Source organism: Burkholderia sp. SRS-W-2-2016, assembly GCF_001931485.1.
Lineage (GTDB): Bacteria > Pseudomonadota > Gammaproteobacteria > Burkholderiales > Burkholderiaceae > Paraburkholderia.
In genome coordinates, this window is sequence record NZ_MSDV01000025.1 from 49,211 (window position 1) to 65,397 (window position 16,187).

The 16,187-nt window shown below is 65.6% G+C and carries 12 protein-coding genes; 2 read left to right on the top strand and 10 right to left on the bottom strand.

Annotated features, from left to right (window positions below):
• Nucleotide 1: 1 nt before the first annotated feature.
• From BTH42_RS12625 to katG, 10 genes are all read right to left on the bottom strand, one after another.
• Nucleotides 2-832: a phosphogluconate dehydrogenase C-terminal domain-containing protein gene (locus BTH42_RS12625; protein ID WP_075299689.1), complete on the bottom strand. Its 831-nt coding sequence runs from the start codon at nucleotides 830-832 to the stop codon at nucleotides 2-4.
• Nucleotides 833-900: 68 nt separating this feature from the next.
• Nucleotides 901-2,163, bottom strand: coding sequence for an MFS transporter (locus BTH42_RS12630; RefSeq protein WP_083654769.1), 1,263 nt, complete (start codon nucleotides 2,161-2,163; stop codon nucleotides 901-903).
• A gap of 348 nt (nucleotides 2,164-2,511) precedes the next feature.
• Nucleotides 2,512-3,690, bottom strand: coding sequence for a succinylglutamate desuccinylase/aspartoacylase family protein (locus tag BTH42_RS12635; RefSeq protein WP_218642007.1), 1,179 nt, complete (start codon nucleotides 3,688-3,690; stop codon nucleotides 2,512-2,514).
• 349 nt (nucleotides 3,691-4,039) lie between these two features.
• The gene (locus tag BTH42_RS12640; RefSeq protein ID WP_256701998.1) at nucleotides 4,040-4,831 is read right to left on the bottom strand and encodes a molecular chaperone; all 792 of its coding nucleotides are present in this window, start codon (nucleotides 4,829-4,831) and stop codon (nucleotides 4,040-4,042) included.
• A gap of 5 nt (nucleotides 4,832-4,836) precedes the next feature.
• On the bottom strand, nucleotides 4,837-6,228 hold the full coding sequence (locus tag BTH42_RS12645; RefSeq protein WP_083654766.1) for a fimbrial protein: 1,392 nt from the start codon (nucleotides 6,226-6,228) through the stop codon (nucleotides 4,837-4,839).
• 122 nt (nucleotides 6,229-6,350) lie between these two features.
• A complete protein-coding gene (locus BTH42_RS12650; RefSeq protein ID WP_083654767.1) occupies nucleotides 6,351-9,119 on the bottom strand; it encodes a fimbria/pilus outer membrane usher protein in 2,769 nt (922 codons plus the stop codon).
• Nucleotides 9,120-9,863, bottom strand: a complete 744-nt coding sequence (locus BTH42_RS12655; protein WP_075299693.1) for a molecular chaperone — start codon at nucleotides 9,861-9,863, stop codon at nucleotides 9,120-9,122.
• A 103-nt stretch (nucleotides 9,864-9,966) separates the two neighbouring features.
• Nucleotides 9,967-10,509: a fimbrial protein gene (locus BTH42_RS12660; protein ID WP_075299695.1), complete on the bottom strand. Its 543-nt coding sequence runs from the start codon at nucleotides 10,507-10,509 to the stop codon at nucleotides 9,967-9,969.
• A gap of 189 nt (nucleotides 10,510-10,698) precedes the next feature.
• Complete coding sequence (gene yedF, locus BTH42_RS12665; RefSeq protein WP_256702001.1) at nucleotides 10,699-10,950, bottom strand: sulfurtransferase-like selenium metabolism protein YedF; 252 nt, start codon at nucleotides 10,948-10,950, stop codon at nucleotides 10,699-10,701.
• 168 nt (nucleotides 10,951-11,118) lie between these two features.
• The gene (gene katG, locus BTH42_RS12670) at nucleotides 11,119-13,383 is read right to left on the bottom strand and encodes a catalase/peroxidase HPI (RefSeq protein WP_075299699.1); all 2,265 of its coding nucleotides are present in this window, start codon (nucleotides 13,381-13,383) and stop codon (nucleotides 11,119-11,121) included.
• 523 nt (nucleotides 13,384-13,906) lie between these two features.
• On the opposite strand from katG, the gene BTH42_RS12675 reads away from it, so the two are divergent.
• Both BTH42_RS12675 and BTH42_RS12680 read left to right on the top strand, forming a co-directional pair.
• Nucleotides 13,907-15,151 (top strand): tyrosine-type recombinase/integrase, encoded by a 1,245-nt coding sequence (locus tag BTH42_RS12675; protein WP_075299701.1) that lies wholly within the window; start codon nucleotides 13,907-13,909, stop codon nucleotides 15,149-15,151.
• 342 nt (nucleotides 15,152-15,493) lie between these two features.
• Complete coding sequence (locus tag BTH42_RS12680) at nucleotides 15,494-16,123, top strand: hypothetical protein (protein ID WP_256702000.1); 630 nt, start codon at nucleotides 15,494-15,496, stop codon at nucleotides 16,121-16,123.
• Nucleotides 16,124-16,187 lie beyond the last annotated feature (64 nt).

The following is a 16,187-nucleotide window of genomic DNA, read 5'->3' on the forward strand; positions in this document are numbered from 1 at the left end:
CTCAGGTAATACGGCGAATGCTTTCGGCAATCTCCGCGCGATCGAACACGTTCTTCCAGTCGTCGCGCATCAGCCGCGGCTTGCCGAACTCGATCGCCTTGTTGCACGCATCGGAGAACGCGCCCGGAATCTCGTTGAAGATCACCGCGGCCAGAATGTTCATATGGCCGAGCAGGAAGTCGCGCGCGGCCTGCTCCGGCACGCCGCGCTTCACCGTTTCGTCCATCGCCTCGCGCATCACGTACAGCAGCGTCGCGCAGATCGTTTCCGACAGACCGGGTTCAAGAATCGCCATCTGATCGACGCTCAAACGATACGAACGCAGGATCGGCGCGTAGATCACTTTCGCGACCGCTTCGCCGAGATCGAACGCTTCCTCCGGCCCCTGCATCAGCGCGCTGACGATCGACTGCTTCGCATGCGCGCCACCGAAGTGGTCGTGCAGCGATTTCTCGTCGGTGTCGTAGTTGAAGATGACCGGATGGCACGGATGCGCGACGAAGTACGTGAGGTCCTTGCGATCGGGTAGATGGCCGGCGAACGGCGCGGCCGCGTCGAGCGTCATCACCATCGTGCCGGGCCGCAGCTTCGGCGCGATTTCATGGCTGAGCTTGCCGATCAGCGTATCGGGCACCGCGAGGATCACGACGTCGGCGCCGTCGAGCGCGGCGTCGGCCGACACCACGTCGAGGCCCAGTTCGTCCTTCAGACGCTTCTGCCCGGCCGCGCCCGGCTCGACGTGCGCGACCCGGTAGTCCGACTTCAGCAGGTTATTCGACAGCCGCACGCCCATCTTGCCGCCCGCGCCGAACAACGCGATTTTCTCTTTCATCCTGTGTCTCCTTCAGTTGTCGAGGTGCGCCGGAAGCCGCGGCTCCGGCACCGTGATTCACGTCAATCTCAATGCGCCTGCGCCGGCTCCAGCGCGGCGCGGCTGCTGGTGCGGCCGAGCGCCAGCGCGAGCACGGCGGACATCAGCATCATCGCGCCGACGATCAGCATCGGCAGTTGATACGAGCCGCTCACATCCTTCGCGATGCCGGTGACGTACGGCGCGACGAAACCCGCGATATTGCCGACCGTATTGATCAGCGCGATGCCAGCCGCGGCCCCCGCGCCCGACAGGAAACGCGCGGGCAGCGCCCAGAAATTGGGCAGCGCGGCGAAGATCGCGCAGGCGGTGACAGTGATGATCGCGATGCTCGCAGTGGGCGAGCCCATCTGCAGCGCGAGTGGCACGCTCACCGCGCCGATCAGCGCCGGCACCGAGATGTGCCACGAGCGCACGCCGCGCCGGGTCGCATCGCGGCTCCACAGAAACAGCACGATCGCCGCGGGCAGATACGGGATCGCGGTAATCAGGCCCTTCTGGAATACGTTGAAGTGGGTGCCGAAGCGCGTCTCGAAGCCGCCGATGATCGTCGGCAGGAAGAACGCCAGCGCATAGAGGCCATAGATCAGGCCGAAGTACATCAGCGAGAACAGCCATACGCGGCCATTAGTCAGGGCTGCGAATGGACTGGCGTGCTGCACGAGCGCGCCTTTCGCGACCTTGCGCTGTTCCTCGGCGGCCAGCTCGCCGGTGAGCCAGTCGCGCTCGGCGGCCGACAGCCACTTCGCCTGCGACGGCTTGTCGGTCAGATAGAACCACGCGATCACGCCGACCAGAATCGCCGGAATCGCGACGCCGAAGAACATGATGCGCCAGCCGGCGAGGCCGAACAGACCGTGCGCGTCGATCAGCAGCGCGGCGACCGGCGCGCCGATCACGATCGTCAGCGGCTGCGCGAGATAGAACAGCGCGAGGATATGGCTGCGATGCCGGGCCGGCACCCACATGCTGAGAAACAGGATCGCGCCGGGGAAAAAGCCCGCTTCGGCGACGCCGAGCAGAAAGCGCAGCGCATACAGACCGTTGACGCTGCTCACCCACGTGAACAGCAACGCGACGACGCCCCAGGTGACCATGATGCGGGCCAGCCAACGCCGCGCGCCGAACTTGTGCAGCGCCAGATTGCTGGGAATCTCCAGCACGATGTAACCGATGAAGAACACGCCCGCCGCGAGCCCGAACTGCGCGGCGCTCAGGCCGAGATCCTTGCTCATCCCGTTGGGCCCCGCGAACGAGATCGCGGTCCGGTCGAGAAAGTTGATGAAGAACATCAGGGCGACGAACGGCACGAGTCGCCACGACACCTTACGAATGGCCGACCGTTCGATGGCCGCCGGATCTGTAACGTTCACGTGTCCTCCCGCTATGCTGGATGGCCTAACTGGTGTGATGAGTAGACCATCGTGAGCACGCGCGACGACATAGGCGTAAACACCCGGTCGCTGCGATTTTTTCTCACAGGGAGTTGATAAAAGGTCGCGTCAGACAGGCGGTCTGACGGATAGCGGCGGAGCAGAGATCACAGCGCCGGCCGCGCGGCCGGCGCTGATGCGGGAAGGAAGCGCGGGGTGACCGCGTGTTAACGGGCGCGTTGCCAGGCGCCGGCGCGCCGGACTACATCACTCCACATAGTCCTGCGGCTGCTCGTGCCCGGCACTCTGATAAAGAATCATCACGAGCGGAATGCCGGGCTCGGCGGTCGCATCGGTGCGCAGCCCGGCCACCTCGCCGGCGACCCCGGCCGTATATTCGGCGACCACCTCGCCGAAGGTATTGCGTTGGATCGCGACCTTCTGGTTGGCCGTAACGTGGTCGTTCAGCTTCACCAGCAACTCGACGAAGCCGCCATGCGTGCTCATCACCGCATGCCCGCTATTGCCGACGAAAATCCCGACGTCCGCGCCGGTGCGCCCCATCGGTCCGGCGATCACGCCATAGCGTTTCAGCACGTTCAGCGTGCCTTCGACGAACAGCGGAATCATCTGCAGATCGAGCACGCGCGCGGCGCCGATCTCCGGCGTGATCGCCGGAATCCCGACGTTGATCAGCGCGTTCGCGAGCAGGGTCGGGTATGCGGGGTTGTCGAAGATCTGCCGGATCGGAAACAGCCCGGCTATCGCGCGCACTTCGGGCAATTCCATCCGCGCGAGGTTGAACGAGGTGACCTCCATGCCGGTCGTGCCGGTATGGAAATCGAGCGCGTAGTCGGTGTTCGGGCGCAGCAGCCGGTTGAACAGCAGACCGGCATGGCGGCTCGGCGCGCTCGGCCCGTTCTCGTTGCCCGGCCATTCGCGATTGATGTCGATCAGGTCGATGCCGCGGCCCGAATTCGGCCAGCGCCGCTCCATCGATTCGAGCGCGGGACGCGACACGTCGAGCACCGCCAGCACGGTGCCCGACATCTTCGCCGGGTCGAGCTGCGCGAGCACGCTGTGGATCGTATGGACCGGGCTGATTTCGTCGCCGTGCACGCCGCTCACGAACGTGACGCGCTTGCCCGGCTTCGCGCCGCGCACGACGACCACCGACACGTACCAGTGCTGGCCGGTCGGCATCTGCACGCCCTGGAAATAGAACTTGTGCGTCGTGCCGGGCGGCAGGTCGTTGACGTCGAGCGCGCTGATCACCTTCTTGCCGTCGATCACGTCGCCGGTGTAGACGGTGCCGGCCGTGCCCGCTGTGCCGCCGGGCGCCGCGCCCGCGGCCGGCGCGTTCGCGCCCTGCTGCTGCGCATAGGCGGTGCCGGCCTGGGTCGCGAGCGCGGAGGTCGCGCCGACCAGCGCAATCGCGGTTTTCATGAAGCCTCGTCGGTCCACCGAATCTTTCGTTTCGCTTGTCATGGCCACGCTTCCTGAGTTGTTATCGGAGATCGTTTGCGGCTCGTCGCGATACAGCCCGATGCGCGAGCCCCGCATAGCGTAGAACACGGCGAGCCGAATTGCACGGTATCGCGCGGAGAATCGGTGGATCAGCGGACCTGTCGCGGGCTGCAGATAGCCGGTCGCGACGTCCACGACCAGCGTCAGCTGCGTGCTGGTGCGCGGGGCGTCGGTAGACAGATAGTTTTCGAGTGCCTGGTGCTTGAGGCTGCGCCGCCGGCCGAGGCCGGGAGGTGTGTCGATGGAAGGTGGCAGGAAGCCGCGCCGGTCACTGACCGGCAGCGGCGAGCTTCAACCGCCGCTCGCCGCCGACCGGATTACCGTCGTCGTCGATCAGCGCGAAAGCGATCTCCACGTCGTCGCCGGGCACGCCGTGGAGCTTGTCGAACACCACCGACGTGCGGCTCAGCGGAGCCAGCATCTCGACCGGCAACGCCTCGTCGGCACCGGCCAGCTTCGCGTGGATCTTGCCGAACGTCGCGTGATACGGCGTCGGGTTATAGATATCGAGCCGCAGCCGATCCGTGCCGTGCGCGGAAAATTCCAGCCGCCCCGGCAGCGCGTCCGCCTGCTCGCGCAGACCGTCGGGACGCACGAACACCTTCAACTGGGTGCGCATCATCACGGTCACCTGTTGCGCGTCGGGTGCTTCGTTGGCGCGCGTGGCCGGAATCTCGTACAGGTTGAGCCAGAACAGCGACTCGCGGTCGGCCGGCAACGGCATGCCGGTGTTGAGCAGTCGCAGGCTGGTCTGCTCGCCGCGGTTCATGCGGAAGATCGGCGGCAACGCGATGATCGGCGCTTTCGCGTCCTGCGGCACCGAGTCGATCGCGCCGTCGTCGACCCACGCCTGCACGAGCACCGGATAGTCGTTCAGGTTGAACAGCTGTACCGATGTTTCGTTTTCCTTAGCGTGCACGATCACGCGCGACACTTCCGGCGTGACGCCGGCAAACGCGGGCGCGATCGTGCCCGCGAGCGGGATGGCCAGCAGCAGCGCGCGGCCTAGACGAACGAAGCGGTTGAATCCGCCCCGCCCCACAGAAATCATCGCTTTCATCACGTTCACTGCACCCGTACGATCACCTGCGCGGTCGCGTTATAACGCCCCGCAGTGACGTTCGATTTGAACGACTTGAACGTCGCCATGATATTGCGCGTGTAGGTCTTCGTCGTACTGCTCGAACCGGTTTGCGTCGCATCGTTGAGCACCGGGTCCCAGCCGTCGGCCGCGCCGCCGGTCGTCACGTACTGGTTGGTCAGCAGATTGAGCGCGCTGCCGCCCGGTCGCGACAACGCGACGCCAACGCCGGTCGCCACGCTGGGGTCGCTGCCGTAGCCGTCGGACAGCAGATAGGTCACGCCGGTGCCGCTCGTCGTCAGGCCTTCGCTAGTCGCGCTCTGCGCATTGCCGGGCGCCGCGAGAATACCGAGCGCGGTCTGATTCGCCGCGGTGCCGCTGACGAACGACGACAGCCCCGACGGCGTGGTGCTCTGACACTCCACCCGGATCGTGATCGGCCGCTGCACCGATTCGCCCGCCTGCAGACGGGAGATCGTCATGGTCGGAAACAGGATCGTCGGCGTGGTGTTCAGTACCGCGCAGGTCGCCGCGCGTCGCACGATCACGTTGCCGTACGGATTGATCGAGCCGGGCCACGAGCCGTACCAGCCGGAATACACGCTCTTCGAGTCCGCGCCGACAGACAGCCCCGACGAAATCAGGCTGCCGCTCGCGCCGCCCTTGAACGCGACATAGGCCATCGGCTGCGACTGGCCCCATTTGCCGGTGCCCGAACTCGAACCGCTATTGCAGGCCGAGCACTGAAACAGTTCGAGCCGGTACTGACTGAAGTTCTTCGCCTTGACGAGAAACCAGCCCTGGCTGTCGGTGTCGAGTCCCGTCAGCGCGCGCGCCTGGTAGTAGCGCGTCACGTACTGGCCAGTCGTGACGTTGGTCACGCGCGAGACGATGCCCTTGTAATAGCTGGTGTAGGTGCCCGGAATCCCCGAGGTGCCGCTGATGTCGGTGGCGCCCGCGTAGGTGCTGTCGCCATTGGTCGCGAAGTACTCGTACATCGTGCCGGCGGCATCCGGCGAGCAGCGAAACAGCACCCGTTCGGGGCTGTACGAACCCACCCCGTTGTTGCCGAGGTTGTACACCGCCGACACTCCGGAGCCGAGCAGCGTGCCATCCGGCACGAACGGCGGCGTATTGACGTTGACCGTCATCGGATAGGCATTCGCGCCCGACGTGTCGGTCGAACCGCTCCAGCTGCCGACGACCAGGTTCGCGTCGGTGTAGGAACCCGATGTCGTCGACGTGGTGCGGCCGGTGATCTTGTAGCAGCCGGTGGCCGCCCACGCGGCGGCCGGCAGCGCGCCGCCGGCCATGATCAGCAGTACTGCGAAGCAGCAGCGCGCGCCGCGTTGCCATAGTCCGTTGAATCTCGACATATCCTTATCCGTCACTCGTCGCCCGGTTGTTGTCAGGCGTTGCTCAACTATCGATCACGCCGCTGTGCCCGCCGCTAGCGGGAGGCGGCCGATGTGGCCACTCGTGTGGCCATTGCCGGCAGCTAGTGGCTGCCGCTGCCGCCCGCGTCGTTTAGCGCCTGCAGCGAACTCGCCGGCGCCACGCAGCGCGCGCCTTCGACCCGAATCAGCGGCGCCTGCCGATCCTCTTTCGCGACCCGATACGGCAGCGAACACGTGCCGCCTTCGTCGTCGCTCCATTTGATCGTCACCGTGCCCTCTTCTTTCGGCACCCGCGCGTACACCAGGCCGCCCTGTCCAACCACGCCGATCACCGCGCCATGCGCATCGCCGTCGAGCACGTTCGCGCCGAGCGGCAACGGCGTGCCGTCCGCCTGGGTGGCTTCGATCAGCAGCGCGTGGCCGGTGCGCGTATCGAAGCGCAGCCGCACGATCGAGCCCGCGTACGGCGCGACCCGCAGCTGATTGGTGGTCAGCTCCGCGTTCTGGTTGATGCCCTTCGCGTCGAGCGCGACGTCGTTGTACTGGTACGGCGTCAGCCACGGCACGATCGCGAAACCCCAGCGGTCGATCTTCGCGCCGAGCCCGTTGCGCACCTGCGCACCTTCCGCGCCCTTCGCCTCGACGACGCCGAACGTATCGCTGACATACGGGCCGAGCGTGAGCCCGCCCGGATGCAGCACCGCCGCGCCGCGCGCATTCACGCCCGCCTGCCAGAAACCGTTGCCCTGCGAATAGCTGCCGCCGGCGGTGACGCTCGAGAAATTCTTCTGCAGGTTCGCGCTCGCGGTGCGGGCCGCGTTGTCGGTCTGCGCCGACGCGCTGAGCCCGTAGCTGAGCGTCTTCGCGTCGTCGACGGTGCCGCTCACCGACGCTTGCAGCGAGGTGCCCTGGCGCGTGCCGCTCGCCACGCTGCCCGAGACCGACGCGCTATTGCCGAGCGGAATCGAGACCGTCAGCATGTACAAATTCGACGAATCCGCCGACGTCACCGTCGGGCTGTTGCCCGCGACCAGATTCGGCATGCCGGTGCTGTACAGCGCGCTCGACTTCTGGCGGATGAACGACAGGTTGTAGCTGATCGCGCGGTAGTGATTGTTGTAGCTGAACTGGAACTGCGTATCGCGCGGACGCCCGCCGTAATAGCTGGTCAACGCGCCGGACAGCGACAGCGCGCCGTAATCGCCGAGCGTCTGATTGATGTTAACGGTCGCCTGGTCGCGCTGCTGGTAGGTCGTCGAACTCCACGCGTCGCCGCGCTCCGCGGCGGCCTGCGAGCCGATCGAATCGAGAAAATCGCGGTAGCCGCGGGTCGAATAGCGATAGCCGGCCAGCGCGAGCGTGGTGCCGGTCTGCTGGATCGTGTGGCTGTAGTTGAGCGAGCTGCGCCAGCCGTTGACCGGCTGGCCGTTCGCATCGCGCGCATTCGACCACGCGAGGTTCGCGCCGAACGCGCCCGCGCGGGTGCCGAGCACCACGCCGCCCAGCACCGACTGGTAGCGATCCGACACGCGCAGGCCGCCGTTCGCGGTCACGAGGTTGGTCAGCCCGCGCTCGTAAGTCAGATCGACGAACTTCGCGCTGCTGCCCTCGACCTGCCGCACCTGGCCGGCGGTGAAGCTGTAGTGCGACACGCCTGGCCGCAACGAATTGGGCAGCGCCGAAAACGGCACCGAGAACGTCGAGACCTGGCCATCCGCTTCGACCACCTGAACCGACAGATCGCCCTGGTAGCTGGTCGGATTCAGATCGCGGATCGCGAACGGGCCCGGCGCGACCGAGGTCTGGTAGATGATGTTGCCGTTCTGGCTGACGATCACGCGCGCATTGGTGCGCGCGACGCCGTTGACGACCGGCGCGTAGCCGCGCATCGACTCGGGCAACATGCGGTCGTCGGTTTCGAGGTGCACGCCCGTGTAGCCAACCGAACTGAGCAGGTTGCCGCCGGTGAAGCTTTGCCCCAGCGTGATCTGGCTGTTCAGTTGCGGCAGCGGCCGCTCCGCGTACGCGCGGATATTGTTCCAGCTGCTCTGATGCGCGCCGCCGCTGCCGGACCACGTATAGGCGGCCTGCTCGTGAAAGCGCCACAGCCCGACGTTCAGGCCGGCGTTGATGCCGGTATACAGGGAGTCCGAACGAATCCCGTACGACGATGACGTGTACGCGTTGGTGTCGTAGTTGAAATAGGCGGCGGTGGTGCCGGCGTCGAGCTGGCTGAAATCCACCGAGCCGCGCGCGACCTGTTTCATCCGTGCCTGCGGGACCGTCAGGTTCAGGCGCAGCCGCGCCTGATCGAAGCTCGCGTTCGCGCCGGGCACGCGTTCGCTCAGCGCGACGCAGGTGTGATCCGCGGTGGTATCAGCCGCCGCGGGGGCCTGCGCACTGTCCGCACCGGTCTCTTCCGCCGCCGCGCGCACACCGCGCGCGTCATCGCCTTTGCCGACCAGCACTCCGGCTGCGTCGAGCAGCGTGTCGCTCAGACACGGCTGAACCTGCGCGTTCGCGCTCTTGCGAAATTCGATCGTGCGCCGCTCGAAGAACACGTCGTTGACGTAGAGGTCCGTTTCATAGGTGCCGGGTTCGGTCGTATTGGCCTTGTTGAAGCGCTCGATATCGGTCACGCGCAGCGGCGAGCCGAGCAGCAATCGGCTGTCGAAGCGGTACGCGTCGTCGCCGGCCGCCTCGGGAGCATCGCCGGCGCTCGCGCGAGCGGGCTCGCCCGATGCCGCCGTCGCGACCGGCGCGGCCTCGACGGCCCACGCGTTGCCGAGCGCCGCGACCAGCAGCGCGAGCGGAACATGGCGCGGCAGGTGTCCGGAGCCGGACGCGCGCCCCCGTGCACGTACGCCCACCTAGCGCACCTGGCTGCCACTCTCCAGCGAGCGCTCGAGTTTGCGGATCGCGCCGTAGTCGTCGACGTACTCGATGCTGACCGAGCGGGCCTGGCTGGCATTGGCACAGCCGCCGCTCAGCGGCCACGTCGCGTCGCCGCGCGGGCTCAGCATGTCGCCCTTGAACGTCGCGCTCGTCGCGCCGCACGTGACCGTGCCGCTCAGCACCGTCACGTAATAGCCGGCCGGATTGCTCACCGCCAGTTGCGGCGCGCCGCGCTTCGCGTCGACGCGAAACGTCAGCTTGCCCGGCGCGTCGGCCGCGTTGCCCGCGATCCCGGTCGGCCGATAGAACAGCTTCAGACGGTTTCGCAGCAGGATCAGCATCTGATTCTTGTCCGCATACTCGGCGCGCTGCGACGGAATCTGCAGCGTGTTCAGATAGAACACCGATTCGCGGTCCTGCGGCAGTGCGCTGCCGGTGAACATGACGCGCACCATCTGCCCGGCCTTCGGCTCGATGCGAAACACCGGCGGCGTCACGACGAACGGCGCATCGGCCTTCTCGGGCGTCGAGTTCGGATCGCCGCTGTCGATCCATACCTGCATCACGCTCGGGCTATCGTCTTCGTTGGTGAACTGCAGCGATTGCTCGCGCGCATCGCCTGAATAGATCACCCGCGTATGGGGAATCACGACACTCGCGGCGGCACTGCCCGACACGAGCGCAAGAAGGAGCGCCAGTACTCGAATTCGCTGGTTCATCGGAACACTTTTGAGAAATTCGCGGCAGCCCCTGCCGCTGGGGAATTAGTTCGTAATGCGAATCGTGCGGGCCGGACAGACCCGCGCGATCGGACTACCTGCGTTACTGGTAGCTAACTGAGTACTGCACGCTGCCCAGCACCGAGCCGGCCGTTGCGCTGCCGGTTTCGGTGATGTACTGGACGCCGTAGTCATAGCTGGCGGAAGTCGCGCCGACCGCGATGCTCAGACCCGGTGCCGCGTAGCCGTTCACGCCGCTCAGATCGAACGGGGTGCCCGGGGTTTGCGGGTCGACCAGTTGCAGCGCGACGTTGGTGGCCGTGCCGGTGTTGCCGAGGTTGCCGGCGGTCGTCACCTGATTGCCGACGAACACGGTGCTGGCGGCCTGCGCGGTGGTGGTCGGCGCCATGCAGCCCGACAGACCGATCGAGAACGTGGTCAGGCCCGCGGTTTCGCCGGCGGTGGCGAGCGAGGCGGCGGAGACCGTCGGCAGCAGAACGGTGGGATTGGCGGCGTTGCCGTTGATCGCGACCGAACAGGTCTGATCGGAGACTTCGCCCTGGAAGTTGATGGTGTTGGTGGACGCAGCGAAGCTGAGAACCGGAAGAGTTACCAGCGCGGCTGCGAGAAGGTGTTTTTTCGACATGTTTTAGCCTTGGGGGTAGAAAGGGTCGCCGCTTTAAGCAGCGACGCGATTCTGGACTGTCACGCCCCCGACCGAAATAAGACAGGTCCGAAACCCCCAAAAGCTGTTTTGTTCTTTATCCGATCCCTTCTCGATAAACGATGCCGATCAACGGTAGCGGCGAAATGCCTCGCTACGTGGAAGAAAACATCAACATTCGATCCAGTAGCGGATCGTCGGTCCCTGCTGCTCGACCTTGAGCACCCGATAACCGGCGCGGGTCGCGTCGGCGGGAATGCTGTTGATCGACTGCGGGCAGTCCGCCAGCACTTCCAGCACCTGGCCGCGCGGCAACGCCTGCATCGCTTCGAGCATCGCGACGACCGGATACGGACAGGGCTCGCCGCTCATGTCGATGTCGACGTCGTCATTTCTATTTTTTCTCCTACCCCTGTTGGCGATTTTTTATTTCGCTGACGCTAGCTGCGCGCCATAAAAAAACGGTGCGCTCGCCGGGTTACCGGCAATCGCACCGTTTGGTACCAGGCATCGCTGCCGGGCGAGCGACTAGTGACTAGCGCCGCGCGCCCGGCGACAACTGCACGAAAACGGCAGCTGTCACGCTACCGCTCAGGCGAGGTCGAAGCGGTCGAGGTTCATCACGCGGGTCCACGCGGCCACGAAGTCGCGCACAAACTTCTCCTGCGCATCGCCGCTCGCATACACCTCGCACAGCGAACGCAGCTGCGAGTTCGAGCCGAACACCAGATCGACGCGGGTACCGGTCCATTTCTTCTGACCGGTCTTCGCATCGCGGCCTTCGAACACGTCCGCGGCTGCCGACAACGGCTTCCATTCCGTACCCATGTCGAGCAGGTTGCGGAAGAAGTCGTTGGTCAGCGTGCCGGGCTTGTCCGTCAGCACGCCATGCGACTCGCTGCCGGTGTGCACGTTCAGCACGCGCAGACCGCCGATCAGCACGGTCATTTCCGGCACCGTCAGCGTCAGCAGCTGGGCCTTGTCGATCAGCAGCTTTTCGGCCGGCACCCGCACCCCGCCGCGCAGATAGTTGCGGAAGCCGTCGGCGGCCGGTTCGAGCGCGCCGACCGATTCGACGTCGGTCTGATCCTGCGACGCATCTCCACGGCCTGGCGAGAACGGCACGGTGATCTGCTGGCCGGCGTCTTTGGCCGCCTTCTCGATGCCCGCGCCGCCCGCCAGCACGATCAGATCGGCCAGCGAGATCTGCTTGCCGCCCGACTGCGCGCCGTTGAACTCGCTCTGGATCCCTTCGAGCACCTTCAGCACCTTCGCCAGTTCGGCCGGCTGGTTCGCTTCCCAGTCCTTCTGCGGCGCGAGCCGGATCCGCGCGCCGTTAGCGCCGCCGCGCTTGTCCGAGCCACGGAACGTCGATGCCGACGCCCACGCGGTGCCCACCAGTTGCGCGACCGACAGCCCCGACGCGAGCACCTTCTGCTTCAGCGCGGCGACGTCCTTGTCGTCGACGAGCGCATGCTTGACGGCCGGAATCGGATCCTGCCACAGCAGTTCTTCGGACGGCACTTCCGGGCCGAGATAGCGGACGACCGGCCCCATGTCGCGGTGCGTGAGCTTGAACCATGCGCGCGAAAACGCATCGGCGAGCTGGTCGGGGTTCGCGAGGAAGCGCCGCGAGATCTTTTCGTAGATCGGGTCGAAGCGCAGCGACAGGTCGGTCGTGAGCATCGTGGGCAGCAGTTTTTTCGACGGGTCGTGCGCGTGCGGCACCGTCGCCTCGGCGTTCTTCGCGACCCACTGGTTGGCGCCCGCCGGGCTCTTCGTCAGTTCCCACTCGTGGCCGAACAGGGTTTCGAAGAAGCTGTTGTCCCATTGGGTCGGCGTCGCGGTCCACGTGACTTCGAGACCGCTGGTGATGGTGTCGCCGCCCTTGCCGGTGCCGAAGCTGTTCTTCCAGCCGAGCCCCTGGTGTTCGAGACCGGCACCTTCCGGTTCCGGACCGACGTTATCCGCCGGGCCCGCGCCGTGCGTCTTGCCGAACGTATGGCCGCCGGCGATCAGCGCGACCGTTTCCTCGTCGTTCATCGCCATCCGCGCGAAGGTTTCGCGGATGTCGACCGCGGCGGCGAGCGGATCGGGGTTGCCGTCCGGACCTTCCGGGTTCACATAGATCAGGCCCATCTGCACCGCGCCGAGCGGGTTTTCCAGATTGCGGCCCGGCGGGTCGGTGCGGCTTTGTTCCTTGCCGTGGATTTCCTCATCCGCGACGATCACGCCTTCGTCGTCGTCCTTGCCGGCCGCGCCCTTGCCGTAGCGCACGTCGCCGCCCAGCCAGGTCTTTTCATTGCCCCAGTAGACGTCCTGATCCGGTTCCCACGTGTCCTCGCGGCCGCCGCCGAAACCGAAGGTCTTCAGACCCATCGTTTCGAGCGCGACGTTGCCGGTCAGCACCAGCAGGTCGGCCCACGAAATCTTCTGGCCGTATTTCTGCTTGATCGGCCACAGCAGCCGGCGCGCCTTGTCGAGGCTGACGTTGTCGGGCCAGCTGTTGAGCGGCGCGAACCGCTGCTGGCCGCGCCCTGCGCCGCCGCGGCCGTCGCCGATCCGGTAGGTGCCGGCGCTGTGCCACGCCATGCGGATGAACAGCGGGCCGTAGTGACCGAAGTCAGCCGGCCACCACGGCTGCGAGTCGGTCATCAGTTCGGCGAGGTCCTTCTTGAGCGCCGCGAAGTCGAGGCTCCTGAAGGCCTCGGCGTAATCGAAATTATTGTCGAGCGGGTTGGAGCGGTTCGAATGCTGGCTCAGCAGATCTAGGCGCAACTGTTTCGGCCACCAGTCGCGGTTGGTCGTGCCGCCGCCGGCGGAATGGACGAACGGGCACTTTGCTTCGTTTGACATGCGTTCTCTCCTTTGGAGGATGTCTCCGTTATCGATCGGAACGGCTACCGCGCCGCTGGACTCCGATCCTCTGCAAGACACTTGCTGGGCATCGCCATGATGCGTCGCCCAGATGGCAATTTAACGATTCTGCAGGCCTGCCAACGCGATGAATATTCGGCAGTGCGCTTATGCGAAGTTAGTGACTGTTGAGTTAATTCATCGTGGGCGGATCCTGGTTCGTGGGAAATTTTATTGGCGTGTCCGTCGGATAGCATCAGCCGCGGGCTAATCGTATTCGAATATAGGCGAGTCCAAACTTCAATAGAATTGAATACGGTAATCCGTATCATAGTTGCCGACTATGGCTGACGGCCCACCCACGCGATAGCGGCTGACACTGTAAAGCGGATTGCCGGATCGTGCGCTTAAGCCCGAGTGTGAGTCGCCGATTTGCGCCTGGCGCAGTCCGCTGTGTGATAGGGTTTCGCGTTTCGCCAGCAGAAAGATGGTTGTGCGTCGGCCCCAAGGAGTTTTACCAATCGTGTCCCAAGCCGCTTCTCACGTCGATTCTCACGCTGAGCTCGCCACCGTCCGGCCCGTCGAATCGCTCGTCGTGCCGGAGCTGCTCGACGGCCGCGACGGCACCAATCGCGGGGCGCTCGAAAACTCCCAACTGTCGGCCCGCAACGATCTCGACGCGGTGCGCGCATGGCTGTCCAATTACGCCGACACCAAGACTACCTTCGACAACTACCGCAAGGAAGCCGAGCGGCTGCTGCTGTGGGCGGTCGTGCAGCTCGGCAAGCCGCTGTCGTCGCTAACCCATGAAGACCTGCTGCTGTTCAAGGCGTTCATCGCCGATCCGCAGCCGGCCGCGCGCTGGGTGTCGGCCACCGGCGGCAAGTTCGCGCGCGGCGACGAGCGCTGGCGGCCGTTCAACGGGCCGCTGTCGGCGGCCAGCCAGCGCCAGGCGCTGATCATCCTGAACGCGATGTTCACGTGGCTCGTCAACGCCGGCTATCTGCGCGGCAATCCGATGGCGCTGCTGCGGCAGCGCGCGAAGCGCTCCGCGCCGCGCGTCACGCGTTATCTGTCGATCTCGCTGTGGGACGAGGTCAAACTGTTCGTCGAACAACTGCCGCGCGACAGCGATGCGCAACGCGCGTACTACGCGCGCTGCCGCTGGCTGAGCACGCTGTTCTATCTGCAGGGGATGCGCATTTCGGAAGTCGCCGGCGGGCAGATGGGCCAGTTCTTTCGCCGGCTCGGCGCCGACGGGCAGGATCAATGGTGGCTGGAGACGCTCGGTAAAGGCGACAAGGAGCGGATCGTGCCGGTGTCGGGCGAGCTGATCCAGGAGCTGCGCAGCTACCGGACCACGAACGGGCTCGCCGCATTGCCGGGCCGCTCCGAGGACACCCCGCTGGTGCTGCCGTTCAAGGGCCGCAACCGCTGCCTGTCGCGCTCGGCGATTCACGACGCGATCAAGGGCATCTTCGCGGGCGCGGCGACGTGGCTGCGCGCGCGCGGGCCGGAATTCGCCGATCGCGCGGACGAACTCGAACGCGCGTCCGCGCACTGGCTGCGCCATACGGCCGGCTCGCACCAGGCGGACGGCGGCGTCGATCTGCGCACGATCCGCGACAATCTCGGCCACGTGTCGCTGAATACGACCAGTCTTTATCTGCACACCGAGGACGATACGCGCCATACCGAGACCGTGAAGCGCCACCGGATGAACTGGGACGAGGCCGGTTCTAAAGACGGTAAGGCGGGCGGCAATTAGGCTCGCGCGCAGGCTTGCCTTTCAACCCATATGCGGGCTTGGCCGCGCATTGAAAATTCCCTCCGCTTCACCGCACTTTTTCAATTGAATCAGGCAATAACGCGGCACGCGCCGCGCATTGCCCGGCTTGTCGCGCGCAGATCAAACAGGCAAGCCGGTTTTGTTTTAATTCATTCCGAGTGCATAAAATCCGCTTTGCCCGTCCGGCCAATTGCTTTTGTGTTGTAACACGGCGTAATGATTGAATCCGCATCAATCCAGATTCGCATATCAAGAACATTAAGTCCCGGTCGTTAATAAACCGTCGTTCGACAAATAATCAATACAAACCGGGGAAAGAAGTTGAATACCATTACCAGGGCATTACTGGCGTCGGCTGCGGGCGCGACCCTGCTGGCGGGCTGCGCGACCAACGAGCAAGGTCAGCTCGTGATCGATCCGAACCGCGTCAACCAGGTGATCGTCAGCGCGCTGACGCCGCCGCCGGCCGTCGTCGTCGAGCCCGTCTATCAGCCGATGCCGGCCGATGTGTACGTCGCCAATGTGGTCGATCGCGACGTCGTGATCGTCGGCGGCGATACCTATATCTGGGCGGCCGGCCCGGACGGCATCCGGCATCGTCAGTTCTATGCGCATGGCGATCGTCGCGCGGAGGTGTTTCATCGCCGCGACGAGCTGCATCACGTGATGGCGAGCCATGACGGCCATCTGCCGGCGCATGGGTTCGGCGGCGAGCGTCCGGGCGAAGGACACCCCGGCGGCGCGCATCCGCCGCTCGGGCGTCCGGGCGGCCCGGCGCCGGGGCCGATGATGGCCGGTCACGGACAGCCGCCGAGCCCCGCCCCGACGATGGCGGGCCACCCGCAGCCGCAGCATGCCGATATGCGCGCGGACATGCACGCGGCCGGTCCGGGCCGGCCGGCTCCCGCGCCGGCGCAGAAACCGGCGCCGAAGGATCCGAAGAAGTCGTAACGCGCTCCCCCCGCTGGTCCGCGCCGCGCGCAAGCAGGCGCGGCCCTGTCGCGTATACACATCT